This is a genomic window from Microbacterium indicum DSM 19969 (genome assembly GCF_000422385.1).
Lineage (GTDB): Bacteria > Actinomycetota > Actinomycetes > Actinomycetales > Microbacteriaceae > Microbacterium > Microbacterium indicum.
The window spans coordinates 459,599-474,983 of record NZ_AULR01000002.1 but is presented as its reverse complement, the minus strand read 5'-3'; the positions used below and the strand labels follow the sequence as shown (position 1 = coordinate 474,983).

At 72.7% G+C, this 15,385-nt stretch carries 15 protein-coding genes; 9 read left to right on the top strand and 6 right to left on the bottom strand.

The features are described from left to right. Genes H576_RS0104885 through H576_RS0104865 form a run of 5 tightly spaced genes read right to left on the bottom strand, consistent with a single transcriptional unit; the run spans window position 1 to window position 4,892 of the window. The gene (locus H576_RS0104885; RefSeq protein WP_029150016.1) at window positions 1-921 is read right to left on the bottom strand and encodes a siderophore-interacting protein; all 921 of its coding nucleotides are present in this window, start codon (window positions 919-921) and stop codon (window positions 1-3) included. Next, window positions 918-1,745: an ABC transporter ATP-binding protein gene (locus H576_RS0104880; protein WP_029150015.1), complete on the bottom strand. Its 828-nt coding sequence runs from the start codon at window positions 1,743-1,745 to the stop codon at window positions 918-920. The genes H576_RS0104885 and H576_RS0104880 overlap by 4 nt, the downstream gene beginning before the upstream one ends. Beyond that, window positions 1,742-2,797, bottom strand: coding sequence for a FecCD family ABC transporter permease (locus H576_RS0104875; RefSeq protein ID WP_029150014.1), 1,056 nt, complete (start codon window positions 2,795-2,797; stop codon window positions 1,742-1,744). The genes H576_RS0104880 and H576_RS0104875 overlap by 4 nt, the downstream gene beginning before the upstream one ends. Continuing rightward, window positions 2,797-3,855: a FecCD family ABC transporter permease gene (locus H576_RS0104870; RefSeq protein WP_084502439.1), complete on the bottom strand. Its 1,059-nt coding sequence runs from the start codon at window positions 3,853-3,855 to the stop codon at window positions 2,797-2,799. The genes H576_RS0104875 and H576_RS0104870 overlap by 1 nt, the downstream gene beginning before the upstream one ends. Continuing rightward, entirely contained in the window at window positions 3,852-4,892 is a 1,041-nt protein-coding gene (locus H576_RS0104865; protein ID WP_029150012.1) for an iron-siderophore ABC transporter substrate-binding protein, read from the bottom strand. Before H576_RS0104865 ends, H576_RS0104870 begins: the two co-directional genes overlap by 4 nt. A gap of 275 nt (window positions 4,893-5,167) precedes the next feature. On the opposite strand from H576_RS0104865, the gene rpsP reads away from it, so the two are divergent. The 7 genes from rpsP to H576_RS0104830 are packed head-to-tail and all read left to right on the top strand — an operon-like array spanning window position 5,168 to window position 12,601. Next, window positions 5,168-5,587 (top strand): 30S ribosomal protein S16, encoded by a 420-nt coding sequence (gene rpsP / locus H576_RS0104860; RefSeq protein ID WP_029150011.1) that lies wholly within the window; start codon window positions 5,168-5,170, stop codon window positions 5,585-5,587. Between the two features lie 8 nt (window positions 5,588-5,595). Next, on the top strand, window positions 5,596-5,826 hold the full coding sequence (locus H576_RS0104855) for a KH domain-containing protein (RefSeq protein WP_029150010.1): 231 nt from the start codon (window positions 5,596-5,598) through the stop codon (window positions 5,824-5,826). Next, complete coding sequence (rimM, locus tag H576_RS0104850; RefSeq protein ID WP_029150009.1) at window positions 5,826-6,374, top strand: ribosome maturation factor RimM; 549 nt, start codon at window positions 5,826-5,828, stop codon at window positions 6,372-6,374. Before H576_RS0104855 ends, rimM begins: the two co-directional genes overlap by 1 nt. Before the next feature lie 32 nt (window positions 6,375-6,406). Further along, the gene (gene lnt / locus H576_RS0104845; RefSeq protein WP_029150008.1) at window positions 6,407-7,972 is read left to right on the top strand and encodes an apolipoprotein N-acyltransferase; all 1,566 of its coding nucleotides are present in this window, start codon (window positions 6,407-6,409) and stop codon (window positions 7,970-7,972) included. Between the two features lie 26 nt (window positions 7,973-7,998). Next, window positions 7,999-8,193, top strand: a complete 195-nt coding sequence (locus H576_RS0104840; RefSeq protein ID WP_036319188.1) for a hypothetical protein — start codon at window positions 7,999-8,001, stop codon at window positions 8,191-8,193. 42 nt (window positions 8,194-8,235) lie between these two features. After that, the gene (locus H576_RS0104835) at window positions 8,236-9,570 is read left to right on the top strand and encodes a glutamine synthetase family protein (RefSeq protein ID WP_029150006.1); all 1,335 of its coding nucleotides are present in this window, start codon (window positions 8,236-8,238) and stop codon (window positions 9,568-9,570) included. 1 nt (window position 9,571) lies between these two features. Then, window positions 9,572-12,601: a bifunctional [glutamine synthetase] adenylyltransferase/[glutamine synthetase]-adenylyl-L-tyrosine phosphorylase gene (locus H576_RS0104830; RefSeq protein ID WP_029150005.1), complete on the top strand. Its 3,030-nt coding sequence runs from the start codon at window positions 9,572-9,574 to the stop codon at window positions 12,599-12,601. Here the strand turns inward: H576_RS0104830 and H576_RS0104825 are convergent, their stop codons facing one another. After that, window positions 12,602-13,342, bottom strand: coding sequence for a ParA family protein (locus tag H576_RS0104825; protein ID WP_029150004.1), 741 nt, complete (start codon window positions 13,340-13,342; stop codon window positions 12,602-12,604). 107 nt (window positions 13,343-13,449) lie between these two features. On the opposite strand from H576_RS0104825, the gene H576_RS0104820 reads away from it, so the two are divergent. Further along, window positions 13,450-14,361 carry a diacylglycerol/lipid kinase family protein gene (locus H576_RS0104820; protein WP_029150003.1) on the top strand — a complete coding sequence of 304 codons (912 nt, stop codon included), beginning with the start codon at window positions 13,450-13,452 and terminating at the stop codon, window positions 14,359-14,361. 70 nt (window positions 14,362-14,431) lie between these two features. Next, window positions 14,432-15,322, top strand: a complete 891-nt coding sequence (locus H576_RS0104815; protein WP_029150002.1) for an aldo/keto reductase — start codon at window positions 14,432-14,434, stop codon at window positions 15,320-15,322. Window positions 15,323-15,385 lie beyond the last annotated feature (63 nt).

The following is a 15,385-nucleotide window of genomic DNA, read 5'->3' as shown; positions in this document are numbered from 1 at the left end:
TCAGGAGCCCTCGGCGCGGCCCTGGCGCCAGTACCCCATGAAGGCGACGGCGCGACGGTCGACGCCGATCTCCTTCACGAGGTGGCGCCGCAGGGTCGTGACGGCGATCGACTCGCCCGCGATCCAGGCGTAGAGCGGCGCGCTCTTCAGCGCGGCGCCGCCCTTCGCCGAGCGCGGCACCTCCCACAGCGGGTCGCGGTCGACGTCGATCTCCTCGACGTCGGACCCCGTGCCGTCGGGGCAGAGGATCGGGGCGTGCGCCGCGACGACCCGCGTGAGGTGCTCGTGGCGCTCGGATCCCTCCCGTCCCGCGGCGTAGATCCGGAAGCCCGGGTGGTGGGGCAGATAGGCGCAGTCGCGCTCGTCGGGGACCTCGAGCACGACGACGCCCGTCGCCTCCCGGGGGAGCTGCTCGAGGATCCGCGCGATCGCGGGAGCCGCCGTCTCGTCGCCGACGAGCAGATGCTCGCCCGTCGCGGCCGGCGGCACGAAGTCGAGGCCGCCCGGCTCGCCCTCGTAGCGCGCGTCGGGCGCGAGGAGGAGGACCTCGTCGCCGGGACGGGCCGAGGCGATCCATGCCGACGCGGGGCCGAGGATCGCGTGCGAGACCATGTCGACGTCGACCTCGGTCTCCTCACGGCGCACCCCGCGCGTCGTGTAGGTGCGGAACGGCGGGCGGGCCGACTCGGGCATCGCGCGGTACTCGGCGTACCAGTCCTCGCCGGTGGGCATGGCGTCGAGGCCGGCCGCCTCGGTCGGGAACACGACCTTGATCCGCTGGTCGAAGCCCGGGTCGCCGTAGAGCGCGAGGTCGTCGCCCACGAAGGTGAAGCGGCGGAAGCTCGGGGTGAGATCGGTGATCCGGGCGACGCGCGCGCGGAAGAAGCGGTGCGGGCGGACGGGGGCGGTGACGGCGCTCATGCGGCGGCCTCCTGTGCGGTCGGGGCGAGGACGTGGTGGCGGCCGCGGGGCAGCACGAGGGGCGTTCCCGAGACGGGGTCGGCGATCACGGAGGCGTCGAGCCCGAACACGTCGGCGACGAGCTCGGGCGTCACGACCTCTCCCGGCGCGCCGGACGCGACGAGGCGGCCGTGCTTCAGGGCGAAGAGGTGGTCGGCGTACCGCGCCGCGAGGTTGATGTCGTGCAGCACCATCGCGATCGTCGTGCCGCGCGAGCGGTTGAGATCGGTCAGGAGATCGAGCACCTCGACCTGGTGGGCGAGGTCGAGGTAGGTCGTCGGCTCGTCGAGGAGCAGCAGATCGGTCTCCTGGGCGAGGGCCATCGCGATCCACACGCGCTGGCGCTGGCCGCCCGAGAGCTCGTCGACCGAGCGGTCGGCGAGGTCGGCGACGCCGGTCTGCTCGAGGGCGTCGGCGACGGCCCGCTCGTCCTCGGCCGACCACGAGCGGAAGAGCTTCTGGTGGGGATGGCGCCCGCGGCCCACGAGGTCGGCGACGACGATGCCTTCGGGCGCGACGGGCTGCTGGGGGAGCAAGCCGAGCGTGCGCGCCAGCTGCTTCGTCGGCACCTGGTCGATGCGCTTGCCGTCGAGGACGACGGATCCGCCCGCCGACGGGATCAGGCGCGAGATCGTCTTCAGGAGCGTCGACTTGCCGCAGGCGTTCGCGCCGATGATGACGCTCACCTGCCCCGCCGGGAGCACGAGGTCGACGCCGTCGACGATGGTGCGCCCGCCGTAGCCCGAGCTGAGGTTCTGCGTCTCGAGGGTGTGGTGGACGGTCACGAGGAACCTCCGATGCGGGTCATGCGCAGGAGCAGCACGAGGAGATACGGGGCGCCGGCGATGCCGGTGATGACGCCGACGGGGAAGCGCGTGTCGAACGCGAACTGCCCGATCAGGTCGCCCGCGAGGACGAGGCAGGCGCCGACGAGCGCGGCGGGGATGAGGAGGGACGATCCGCGACCCACGATGTGCGACGCGATGGGGCCCGACAGGAACGCCACGAACGCGATCGGCCCCGTCGTCGCGGTCGCGAAGCAGGCGAGGGCGACGGCGCAGACGATGAGGAGGAGGCGCGTGCGGCTCGCCGAGACGCCGAGCGAGACCGCGGTCTGCTCTCCGAGCTCGAGCGCCCCGAGCCCGCGCGAGAGGACGAGGATCGCGGGGGCGAGGACGACGACGGCGATCGCGAGCGGCGCGGCGCCGTCGAGCGAGGATCCGTTGAGGCTGCCCGCGATCCAGCGCATCGCCGCCCCCACGTCGTGCTCGCTCGAGCGCTCGACGAGGAACGAGACGACCGAGTCGAGCATCGCGCCGATGCCGATCCCGATGAGGATCAGCCGCCCTCCCGTCGAGTCGCCGCCGCGGGCGATGAGCGAGATGGCGAGCGCCGTCGCGATGCCGACGACGAGGGCGAACGCGTTCGTCGCGACCGTCGACCAGCCGAGGACCGTGATCGAGAGCACGGCGGCGGCGCTCGCGCCCGAGGTGATGCCGATGACGTCGGGGCTCGCGAGCGGGTTGCGCAGGAGGGTCTGGAACGTCGACCCCGCGAGACCGAACGCGATGCCGGCGAGGGCGCCCGCGACCGCGCGCGGGATCCGCAGGGTCCCGATCGTGAACGACGCTCCGGGCACGTCGTGGCCGAGGAGCACCTGGACGACGTCGCCGATCGGGTAGATCGTCTGGCCGATCACGAGCGAGGCCGCGAGGAGGGCGACGAGGAGGACGGCGAGCGCCGTGATCCCGACGCGGCGGCGCGTCGCGCGGCGCCGGCGTCCGGCGCGCAGTGCGGCGAGGGCGCCCGTGGGGGCGGAAGGGGCGATCGCGGTCATCAGAGCCCCCGCATCCGGGTGCGGCGGGCGATCGCGACGAGCACGGGCGCGCCGATGAAGGCCGTGAGGATGCCCGCGGCGACCTCGCCGGGGCGGCCGATGACGCGGCCCGCCGTGTCGGCGAGCGTCAGGAGGGCGGCGCCGCCGAGGGCCGAGAGGGGAAGGATCCAGCGCTGGTCGGGCCCGGAGACGAGGCGGATCGCGTGCGGGACCATGAGCCCCACGAACGCGATCGGGCCCGCGATCGCCGTGACGGCGGCGCAGAGCACGACGCCCGCGGTCGCGGCGACGATCCGCGTCGTGCCGACGCGGACGCCGAGCCCGCGGGCCGTGTCCTCGCCGAGGGCGAGGGCGTTGAGGCCGGGGGCGGTCGCGATCGCGACGGCGCCCGCGACGAGGATTAGGGCGGCGACGATGCCGACGGATCCCCAGTCGGCGCCGCCGACCGAGCCGACCTGCCACTGGCGGAAGTCGTTCATCGCCTGCGCGCGGGGGATCATGACGGCGCTGACGAGCGACGACAGCGCCGCCGTCGTCGCGGCGCCCGCGAGCGCGAGCTTGATGGGGGTCGCGCCGCCGGGGCCGAGCGAGCCGACGGCGTAGACGAACGCGGCGGCGAGGAAGCTGCCGGCGAGCGCGAGCGCGAGGTACTGCGAGATCGAGGTGATCCCGAGGAACGCGATGCCGCAGACGACGAAGAGGGAGGCGCCCATGTTGACGCCGAGGATGCCCGGGTCGGCGATGGGGTTGCGCGTGATCGCCTGCATCGTCGCGCCCGACATCGCGAGCGCCGCGCCGGCGATGAGCGCGAGGACCGTGCGGGGGATGCGCTCCTGGACCGCGATCGCGCCGATGTCCTGCGCGACCTCGCCGCGGAGGAACGCCCCGACGCCCGACGCGATCTCGGAGAGGCCGACGACGCGCGATCCGAAGGCGAGCGACGCGAGCGCGGCGACCACGACGAGCACCGACACGACCACGACGAGCGCGGCGCGGCGCGGCGCCCCCGCCGATGTCGCAGCGGGGGCGCCGGGGCGCGTCGCGGTCGCGGTCGTCACTCCGCCTTGCCCGCGGCGTCGTTCAGCGTCGAGACGTAGCCGTAGTCGTCGAGGAGCATCGGGATCGACAGTGCCGTGGGCGTGACCGCGCCGCTGAAGTCGTCGCCGGATCCGACGGCGACGACGGCGCCGTTCGCGATCGCCGGGACGGTCGACCACAGCGGGTCGGCCTGCAGCGCCGCGAGCGTCGACTCGTCGCCGTACGACACGATGACGTCGACGTCGTCGAGGAGGTCGGCGTTCTCGGCCGAGATGTCGGCGTAGAACTGGTCACCCGTGTTCTCGGCGACCGACGGGAAGTCGAAGCCGAGGTCGCCGAGGAAGGCCGTGCGCGAGTCGTCGACGCCGTAGACCGAGATCACCGAGGTGTCGGACGGGTCGATGTAGAAGAACGCCGCGGTCTTCCCCGCGATGTCGGGCGCGTCGGCGACGGCGTCGGCGATCTGCTGGTCGAGGTCGTCGACGAGCGCGTCGCCCTCGTCCGCGAGTCCGAGGCCGGCGGCGTCGGTGCGGATCGTGTCGCGCCACGGCGTGAACCAGGCGGTCTCGGGGTAGGCGACCGTCGGCGCGATCTGGGTCAGCGTGTCGTAGTCGTCCTGCGTGAGGCCGGAGTACGCCGCGAGGATCACGTCGGGCTGCACGTCGGCGATCGCCTCGAAGTCGGTGCCGTCCGCCGTCGAGAAGATCGCCGGCTGCTCGGCGCCGAGCTCGTCGTACGCGTTGCTCGTCCACTCGTAGACGCCGTCGGTCGACGAGCCGTCCATCGACCAGGTCTGGTTGTCGACGCCGACGGGGGCGACTCCGAGCGCGAGCGCGACGTCCTGGTTGCCCCAGCCGACCGTCGCGACGCGATCGATCTCCGCCGGCACCTCGGTCGTGCCGAACGCGTGCTCGACCGTGAGCGATCCGTCGTTCGTGAGCGCCTCGGGCGCCGCCGTGGATCCGGACGACGCAGAGTCGGAGGCGGATCCGCAGGCGGTGAGGGCGAGGGCGGCGATCGCGACGGAGGCGACGGCGAGGGGGCGCTGGAGACGCACGGGGGGCTCTTTTCGTAGCGGGGGAGCGGCTGCTCCGAACGGGGGGACGAAGGTAAGGCTCGCCTAAAGCGGCTGAGATTTCAACTCGAACCGCGACGCGCGCCCCCTCCCGTTCGCCTCTCAGGGCCCGTTCTGGCAGAATGGACAGCTGGAACGCGCGCTCGACCCTCTATCCGGCGCGGCGCTCCGACCTTTCAGAGCTTCCGCCACCCCGTGCATGACCCCACGCGGCTGGCGACGGGTTCGACTACCTTTCCTCACCACTGGAGATCACTGTGGCTGTCAAGATTCGCCTCAAGCGCCTGGGCAAGATCCGCGCGCCGTACTACCGCATCGTCGTCGCCGACTCGCGCACCAAGCGCGACGGTCGCGTCATCGAGGAGATCGGCAAGTACCACCCCACCGAGCACCCCTCGTTCATCGAGGTCGACTCGGAGCGGGCTCAGTACTGGCTCTCCGTCGGCGCGCAGCCGACCGAGCAGGTCCTCGCGATCCTCAAGATCACGGGCGACTGGGGCACGTTCAAGGGCGACAAGGACGCCAAGAGCACGCTCCTCGTCGCCGACGAGAAGAAGGCCTACACGGCCGATACGGGCAAGAAGTCGGTCGTCAAGCCGCAGGCCGCCAAGCCGGCTGAGGCCCCCGCCGCCGAGGCGCCCGCCGAGGACGCCGCCGAGACCGAGTCGGCGGAGTAATCCCGATCGTGCTGGCCGCCGCTCTCGAACACATCGTCACGGGGATCGTCGACGACCGCGATGCCGTGCGCATCGACGAGTCCGACGGTCCGCGGGGGAACGTGCTCACCGTGCACGTCGCCCCCGCCGACCGGGGCCGTGTGATCGGGCGCGGCGGCCGCACGGCCAAGGCGCTGCGCGCGCTCGTCGCCGCTCTGGCCGACGAGCGCCGCGTGCGCGTCGACGTGGCCGACGACTGATGGCCGCGCCGAAGAACCAGCTGCGCGTCGGTCGTGTGCTCAAGGCGCACGGCCTCAAGGGCGCGCTCAAGCTCGAGCTGTACACCGACGACCCCGACGGCCGTTTCGTGCCGGGGGCGACGTTCACCCTGCAGGTCCCCGAGCACTCCCAGTGGCACCGCAAGACCATCACGGTCCGCGAGTTCCGCTGGATGAACCAGAGCCCCGTCGTGTTCTTCGAGGACATCGACGACCGCAACGACGCCGAGACGCTCGTCCGGGCGATCCTCTGGGTCGACGAGGACGAGACGGCCTCCTCCGAGCCCGACGCCTGGTACGACCACCAGCTCGTGGGCCTCGAAGCCGTGCGCGACGGAGAGGTCGTGGGCACCGTCGCCCGCGTCGAGCACCTCCCCGCGCAGGACCTCCTGATCGTCGCCGTCGGCGAGCGCGAGGTCATGGTGCCGTTCGTGTCCGAGATCGTCCCCGAGGTCGACGTCGAGGCAGGCCGCGTCGTGCTGACGCCCCCGCTCGGGCTCTTCGAGGATCTCGCAGACGAAGCCGAGTGAGGCTCATCGGCCGGCGTCGTAGGGTCGCGCCCGTGACGACTTCCGATCCGCGGCCGATCCTCCCGCTCTGGGCTGCGCTCATCGCCGCCGTCGCCGGCGGGCTCGCGTACGACGCATCCTTCCCCGCGCTCGGCATCTGGCCGCTCGCCTTCGTCGCCGTCGCGCTCTCGCTCGTCTCGCTCGTCGGGCGGCGAGCTGGCGCGGCGTTCCTCGTCGCGCTCGCCTTCGGGGCGAGCTTCTACTTCCCGGACATCGACTGGATCGACGGGTTCCTCGGCGACGACCCCCTCTCCTGGGTGCCGTGGGTCGCGCTCGCCGGCGTCGAGGCCCTCTTCATGGGGGCCGGCGGCGTCCTCATCGCCCTCGCGTACCGGTGGGTGCCGCGCGTGATCCGGCGGCCCGGGTGGCGCTTCGCCGCGACGGCGGCGCTCGTCGCGGGGATCTGGACGGCTCGCGAGATCGTCATGATCTCCTGGCCCTACACGGGCTTCCCCTGGGGTCGCCTCGGCATGAGCCAGGCGTCGGGGCCGCTCGCGCAGGTCGCGTCGTGGGTCGGAACCGAGGGGCTCACGTTCCTCTGCGCGCTCGCGGTCGCCCTCCTCGTGGAGACGGGCCGCGCCGCGCGCTGGGCCGGCGTCCCGCGCCGCGTACCCGCGGCGGGGCTCGGAGCGGCGGCTGTGCTCGCGATCGCGCTCGTCGTCGTCCCGCAGTTCCCGACGACGGAGGCCGGATCGATCCGCGTCGGCGCGGCCCAGGGCGACGGTCCCGCGGCCTACGCCGACCAGCGCGCGCGGTACGACGTGCTCGATGCGCAGCTCCAGGCGTCGGATCCCGTGATCGGGCAGGACGTCGACCTCGTCCTCTGGCCCGAGGGAGGGCTCGGCGGCGTCGACCCGCTGACCGACCGGGCGGCCGCCGCGGCCCTCACCCGGGCCGCGGCGACGTACGGCGCGCCGATCCTCATGAACTCGGCCGTCGCGCAGGGCCAGCTCGTCTACAACATGTCGATGCTGTGGACGGCCGACGAGGGCCCCGTCGCGCACCACTCGAAGCGCTACCCCGTGCCGTTCGGCGAGTACGTCCCGGACCGCGCGTTCTACGAGGCGATCGTCCCGAGCCTCATCGGGCTCATCGGCCGCGAGTACGAGCCCGGCGACGACGCCCCGCTCATGCACGTCGGCGACGTCGCGGTCGGGCTCGCGATCTGCTTCGACGTCGCGTTCGACGATCTCGTGTGGGAGGGCGCTCAGGACGGCGCCCAGGTCTACATGTTCCAGACGAACAACGCCGACTTCCGCGGATCCGACGAGAACCTGCAGCAGCTCGAGATGGCGCGCATGCGCGCGATCGAGACCGGGCGCAGTGTCGTCAACGTCTCGACCGTCGGCACGAGCCAGGTCATCGCGCCCGACGGCACGACGGTCGACGAGATCCCCGCCGACGAGCAGGGGCTCATCGTCGCCGACGTCGAGCTGCGCGACGGGCTCACCCCCGCCGTCGTCGCGGGGGAGGGGATCCGCCTGGGACTCCTCGTCGTGCCGGCCGCGGCGCTCCTCGCGCTCGGGATCCTCGCGATCCGCGCGCGCCGTCGCGCCTGATCCGGACCCCGGGTAGCGTGGGCGCCATGGCCGCCGAGTTCTGGTTCAACATGCGCACGCGCCTCGTCGAGGAGGGACCCCAGTCGGGATCCCTCGACCTCGCGGGGCCCTTCGCGACGCGCGAGGAGGCGGAGCGCGCGCCCGAGGTCCTGGCCAGGCGCTCGCAGGCGTGGGAGGACGACGACGAGGCTGAGCGCGCGTGGCGATCCGACGAGTCCTGAGAGCGGCGTGTCCCCGCTCCCGCGGCCAGTAGGCTGATCGGCATGGACAAGCAGCAGGATTTCGTGCTCCGCACGATCGAGGAGCGCGGCGTGAAGTTCGTCCGCCTGTGGTTCACCGACGTCATCGGAACGCTGAAGTCGGTCGCGCTCGCCCCCGCCGAGGTCGAAGGCGCGTTCGGCGAGGGCATCGGGTTCGACGGCTCGGCCATCGAGGGCCTGACCCGCGTGCAGGAGAGCGACCTGCTCGCGCACCCGGATCCCACGACCTTCCAGCTCCTGCCCTGGCGTGGCGACGTCGAGCCCACGGCCCGCATGTTCTGCGACCTCACCACGCCCGAGGGCGACCCCGCGGTCGCCGATCCGCGCAACGTCCTCAAACGCACGCTCTCGCGCGCCGCCGACGCGGGGTTCACGTTCTACACGCACCCCGAGATGGAGTTCTACCTCTTCGAGCAGGGGGAGCGCGGATCCGCGCCCGTCCCCGTCGACTCGGCCGGCTACTTCGACAACGTGCCGGGCGGCACGGCGCACGACTTCCGCCGCCGCGCCGTGCGCATGCTCGAGGACCTCGGCATCTCGGTCGAGTTCAGCCACCACGAGGGCGGCCCGGGGCAGAACGAGATCGACCTGCGCTACGCCGACGCGCTCACGATGGCCGACAACATCATGACCTTCCGCACCGTCGTGAAGGAGGTCGCGATCGAGCAGGGCGTGCACGCGACGTTCATGCCCAAGCCGCTTGCGGGCGCCCCCGGCAGCGGGATGCACACGCACATGTCGCTCTTCGAGGGCGACGCCAACGCCTTCTACGAGGAGAGCGACCCGCACCAGCTCTCGAAGACGGGCCGCCACTTCATCGCGGGCCTCCTGACGCACGCCGACGAGATCTCGCTGCTGCTCAACCAGTTCGTCAACTCGTACAAGCGCGTGTGGGGCGGCGACGAGGCCCCCAGCTACATCGCGTGGGGCCACAACAACCGCTCGGCGCTCGTGCGCGTTCCGCGTTACAAGCCCGGCAAGAGCACCTCGGCGCGCATCGAGCACCGCGGCATCGACTCGGCGGCGAACCCGTACCTCGCGTACGCGCTCATGCTGTCGGCCGGGCTCAAGGGCATCGAGAACGAGTACGAGCTCCCGCCCGAGGCCGAGGACAACATCTGGCTGCTCTCCGACGCCGAGCGCCGCGCGCTCGGGTACCGCGCGCTGCCGTCGAGCCTCGACCAGGCGATCGCGCGCATGGAGGAGTCCGAGCTCGTCGCCGAGACGCTCGGCGAGCAGGTGTTCAGCTACGTGCTCGCGAACAAGCGCCGCGAGTTCGAGCAGTACCGCGCGCAGGTCACGTCGTTCGAGCTCGAGACGACGCTCGACGTCATCTGACGTGGCGACTCCCTCGGAGCGCCGTTCGGGACGCTCGACCCTCGTCAGGGCGGGCTTCTCGGACGTCGACCAGGCCGACGGCGACCTCGCCGAGCTGTCGGCCGCGACGGGGCACGCGCGCGACGACCTGATCGCGCTCGCCTCGCTCGCGGCCGACCCCGATGCGGCCGTGCGCGCCGTCCTCGGCATCGCGAGGCGCGACCCCGACACGATCCGCGAGGTCCTCGCGGCCGGGCACCGCTCGCGTCGCGTCTGGCGCGTCCTCGGCGGATCGCAGGGTCTCGCCGACTTCGCGCTGCGCCACCCGCGCACCCTCGTCGACGAGCTGACCTCGCGGCCGCGGTCGCTCCCCACCGCGGACGAGATGCGCGGCGAGCTCCTGGCCGCAGTCGGCGCGTCCGACGGGTTCGCCCGGAGCGACGGCGAGGAGGCGCGCATCGCGCTGCGCATCGCCTACCGCCGGGCGCTCCTGCGCATCGCGGGCTACGACCTCTCGGATCCCGACTCGGTCGAGGCGGTCCGCGACGTGTCGACGGCGCTCTCCGAGGCGGCGGGCGCCGCGCTCGAGGCGGCCCTCGCGATCGCACGCACGAAGGTCGCGAACGACCGCGGATCCGCGGGCCTGTTCCCGTCGGACGATGTGCGGGCGACGCGCCTCGCGATCATCGGCATGGGAAAGACGGGCGCCGAGGAGCTCAACTACGTCTCGGACGTCGACGTGATCTTCGTCTGCGGCGTCGCCGAAGGGTCCGAGCTGTCCGAGACGCGCATGATCGACGTCGCGACGCGCCTCGCCTCCCAGGCGATGCGGGCGATCGACGGCTTCGAGACCGAGCCGCCGCTGTGGGAGGTCGACGCGAACCTGCGCCCCGAGGGCAAGCAGGGGGCGCTCGTGCGCACGCTCGAGTCCCACCTCGCGTACTACCGGCGCTGGGCGCACTCGTGGGAGTTCCAGGCCCTGCTGAAGGCGCGCGCGATCGCGGGGGACGCCGAGCTGGGCGCCGCCTACGTCGACGCGACGCGTCCCCTCGTGTGGGAGAGCGCGGGGCGCGAGGGCTTCGTCGACAGCGTGCAGGCGATGCGCGAACGCGTGCGGGACACGATCGCCTCGGGCGAGATCGACCGCCAGGTCAAGCTCGGTCCCGGCGGGCTCCGCGACGTCGAGTTCACGGTGCAGCTGCTGCAGCTCGTGCACGGCCGCGTGGATCCGTCGGTCCGCGCCCGCGGCACGCTCGCGGCGCTCGACCAGCTCGTCGACGCGGGGTACATCGGCCGCGCCGACGCCGCGGCGTTCTCGACCGACTACCGGATCCTCCGACTCATCGAGCACCGCCTGCAGCTGCAGCAGCTTCGGCGCACGCACCTGATGCCGGAGGACGGGGAGAGCCTGCGGGTCCTCGCCCGCTCGACGGGGCTCTTCGACGCCTCGGCCGACGCCGCGGGCGGCACGGCGCACGATGTCACGGCGCTGTGGGAGCGCGTCAAGGCCGAGGTGCGCGACATCCACGTGCGGCTGTTCTACCGCCCGCTGCTCTCGGCGGTCGCCGCGACCGGCGGCGACGCGCGGGCTCTCACGGGAGACGAGGCGCACGACCGCCTCGCCGCGATCGGCTTCCAGGACCCGAAGGGCGCGCTGCGCCACATCGCCGCCCTGACGCGCGGGGTCAGCCGCAAGGCCACGGTGCAGCGGACGCTCATGCCCGTCATGCTCCTGTGGTTCGCCGGGGGAGTCGACCCCGACTACGGGCTTGTGGCGTATCGACGCATCAGCGAGCGCCTTGGCGACAGCCCCTGGTTCCTGCGCATGCTGCGCGACTCGTCCGGCGCGGCCGAGCAGCTGACGACCCTGCTGAGCGGCTCGCGCTACGTCGGCGAGCTCATGGAGTGGATCCCCGAGTCGGTCGCGTGGCTCGACAGCGACGAGCTGCGGCGCCCGCGGTCGGTCGAGGTCCTCGAGCAGGAGGCGCGTGCGATCCGCAGCCGGCGGCCGTCGCTCGACGACGCCATGAGCGCGATCCGGCAGATCCGCCGGCGCGAGCTCCTGCGGGTCGCGATGGGCGCGATGCTCGGGACCCTCTCGATCGGCGAGGTGACGCGCGCGCTGAGCGCCATCACCGACGTCACGCTGCGCGCGACCGTGTGGGCCGTGCGCGACGCCGTCGTGCCGCCCGAGCACGCGGCCCTCGAGTTCGCGATCATCGGCATGGGGCGCTACGGCGGCGAGGAGGTCGGCTTCGGATCCGACGCCGACGTGCTCTACGTCTATCGCGCGGCCGGCGTCGACCCGCAGACGGCCGAGCGCCTCGCGCAGCGGATCGTCGCGACGGTGCGCCAGGTGTCCGAGGACCACCGCGCGCCGCTCGAGCTCGACGCGGACCTCCGGCCCGAGGGCCGCCGCGGGCCCATCGTGCGCTCGCTCGACGCCTACGCCGCCTACTACGACCGCTGGTCCGTCACGTGGGAGGCGCAGGCGCTGCTCCGTGCGCGGCCCGTCGCGGGGACCGCGGCCCTGCTCGACGACTTCATGGCGCTCGCCGACCGCCAGCGCTATCCCGGCCTGTGCGACCCCGCCGACGTGCGCGAGATCAAGCGCATCAAGGCCCGCGTCGAGAGCGAGCGCATGCCGCGGGGCATCGACCCGTCGCGACACCTCAAGCTCGGGCCGGGCGGGCTCAGCGATGTGGAATGGCTCGTGCAGCTGCTGCAGCTCCAGCACGCGCACGACGTCCCGGCCCTGCGAACGCCGCAGACGCTCGGCGCGCTCGACGCCGCCGTCGAGGCGGGGCTCCTCGCCGCGGGCGACGCCGCCCAGCTCGGCGACGCGTGGCGGCTCGCGACGCGACTGCGCTCGGCGAAGACCCTGCTCACGGGCCGCACGAGCGACGACCTGCCGCTCGACCACCGTCAGCTCGACGGGATCGGGCGGATCCTCGAGATGCCCCCGGGATCAGGCCCGCGTGTCGAGGAGGAGTGGCTGCGCGCGGCGCGGCGCGCGCGGCGCACCTACGAGCGCGTGTTCTACGACCTCTGATCAGGCCCGCGAGACGACGTGCCAGAGGGCGCGGAACGCCTTCGCCGGGTCGGAGGACGCCGCGAACTCCGTCACGGCCTCGTGGCGCTCGCCCATGCGCTCGACGACGACCGAGGCGGGGACGACGATGTCGCTGAGGCCGCGGATCTCCGACGGCAGGCGCTCGGCGGCGTCGCGGTGGGTCTTCTTGCGGCGGTCGACCATGTTGAGGAAGGCGATGAGCTTGGCGCGCGACTCCTGCTCGGCGAGGAACGCCGTGACCTGCTCGTAGGAGCGGAGCGACAGCAGAGCGGGCGACAGGGGAGTGACGACGACGTCGGCGACGTGGAGCGCGTTCTCGGCGACGAGCGAAGCGCCGGGCGGGCAGTCGATGATGATGACGTCGTACACCGACTTCAGCGGCTTGAGCGCCTTCGCGAGGCGCGAGGACGACTTCTTCGCGGCGTCGAGCGCGATGTCGAGGTCGCGATACGAGGCGTCGGCCGGGACGACGTCGAGGCCCTGGACGTCGGTTCCGCGGATCGCCTTCTTGAGCGGTGCGTCGCCCGCGAACACCGCCCCCGCGCCGCCGCGCATCTTCTGCTTGACCTCGAGGAGCCACGTCGATGCGGCCTGCGGGTCGAGGTCCCAGAGCAGGACCCTGTTCCCGTCGGCCGCCGCGATGGAGGCGAGGGTCACCGCGGTCGTGGTCTTCCCGACCCCGCCCTTGGTGCTGTACACGGTCACGATCCGAGCGCTCACGTCGTCATCCTCTCAGGTCTGTGAGAACGGCGTGTGTCGGATCGCGGCCGGATGCGGATCTCGGGCGCGCGGTTGCGGTGCGGTCCGTCGGGCGACAGGCTGGGAGCATGAGCACGGCGATCGGCGTCATCTGGAACCCGTCCAAGGTCGATGAGGGCGAGCTGCGCGACGCCGTCGGAGCGGCGCTCGGCGACGACGTCTCCTGGTGGGAGACGAGCGAGGACGACCCCGGTCGCGGAATGGCCGAGGAGGCGCTGGCCGCGGGATGCGCGACGGTCGTCGCCGTCGGCGGGGACGGGACCGTCCGCGCCGTGGCCGAGGCGCTCGCGGGCCGGGACGCGGCGCTCGGCATCGTCCCGCGCGGCACGGGCAACCTCCTCGCCCGGAACCTCGAGGTGCCGCTCGACGACATCCCGGCGGCGCTCGAGCGGATCGCCCGCGGAGACGAGCGCCGGATCGACTTCGGCTGGGTCGAGATCGACGGCTCCGAGCAGGGCTTCGCCGTCATGGTCGGCATGGGCGTCGACGCGCAGATGCTCGTCGAGACCGACGACGACCTCAAGGACCGGGCCGGCTGGCTCGCCTACGTCGAGGCGATGGGGCGTGCTCTGACCGGCGCCGAGATGACGGGGATCGCGCTGTCGATCGACGACGGCGACGCGGCCGAGATCCGCGCGCACACGCTCCTCGTCGGCAACTGCGGGATGCTGCAGGGAGGGATCCGACTGCTGCCCGACGCGGAGCTCGACGACGGGCGTCTCGACCTGCTCGCGGTCAGCTCCGACGGAGCTCTGCAGTGGGCCGACACGCTGCGCTCCATCGTGTGGGACAACGGGATCCGGCGGCTCTTCGACCGCGACGCCGCGGCGGTGAGCACCGAGTCGACGCGCCACCTGACGGCCGAGCGGGTCGGCGTCGAGCTCGACGCGCCGCGGGCCTTCGAAGTCGACGGCGAGGAGGTCGGCGAGGTCTCGCGGTTCTCCGTGCGGGTGGATCCGGGCGCGCTCCGGGTGCGGTGACCGCGCGGCGCCGACACAGGTAAAGACGGGCCCTCCCACGCACACCCCGCCCCGGCGTAGCGTCGCGAGCATGAGCCTTCCCGCTTTCACTCTGAACAACGGCGTCGAGATCCCGGTCCTGGGGCTCGGCGTCTTCCAGTCGTCCCCCGAGGAGACCACGGCGGCGGTCGCCGAGGCCCTGCGCGTCGGGTACCGCCACGTCGACACCGCCGCCGCGTACGGCAACGAGCGCGAGGTCGGGCAGGCGATCGCCGCGAGCGGTCTTCCGCGCGACGAGGTCTTCATCGAGACCAAGGTGTGGCCCTCCGACTACGGCTACGACGAGACGCAGCACGCCTTCGACAAGGCCGCCGCCAAGCTGGGCGTCGAGCAGATCGACCTCCTGATCCTCCACCAGGCCGCCGTCTCGATGTTCGACCGCACGATCGACGCGTACCGCGCGCTCGAGACGCTGCTGCGCGACGGGAAGGTGCGCGCCATCGGCGTCAGCAACTTCACCCCGGCCGCGCTGACGCGCCTCCTCGACGTCGCGAGCGTCGTGCCCGCCGTCAACCAGGTCGAGCTGCACCCGTACCACGCCCAGAAGGACGTGCAGCAGGCCGACTCCGACCTCGGGATCCTGACGCAGGCGTGGTCGCCCATCGGCGGCATCACCTTCTACCCCGGCTTCGGAGACGAGCGCCGCAGCGTCCTGCAGGACCCGGCGATCGCCGAGATCGCCGCCGCCCACGGCAAGAGCCCCGCGCAGACGATGCTCCGCTGGGGCATCCAGCAGGGCCGGTCGGTGATCCCCAAGTCGACGAACCCCGAGCGCATCGCCGAGAACTTCGATGTCTTCGACTTCGAGCTCGCGGCGGAGGAGCTGGGCCGCATCGACGCGCTCGACACCGGCGTGCGCAGCGGCCCCGACCCCGACCGGGTGTTCACGGAGCAGATGCTCTTCCCGATCCCCGAGGCCTGACCCGCCGCGGCGCAGACGAGAGCGCCCGCCCCCTCGCGAGAGGGGACGGGCGCTCTTCCGTGC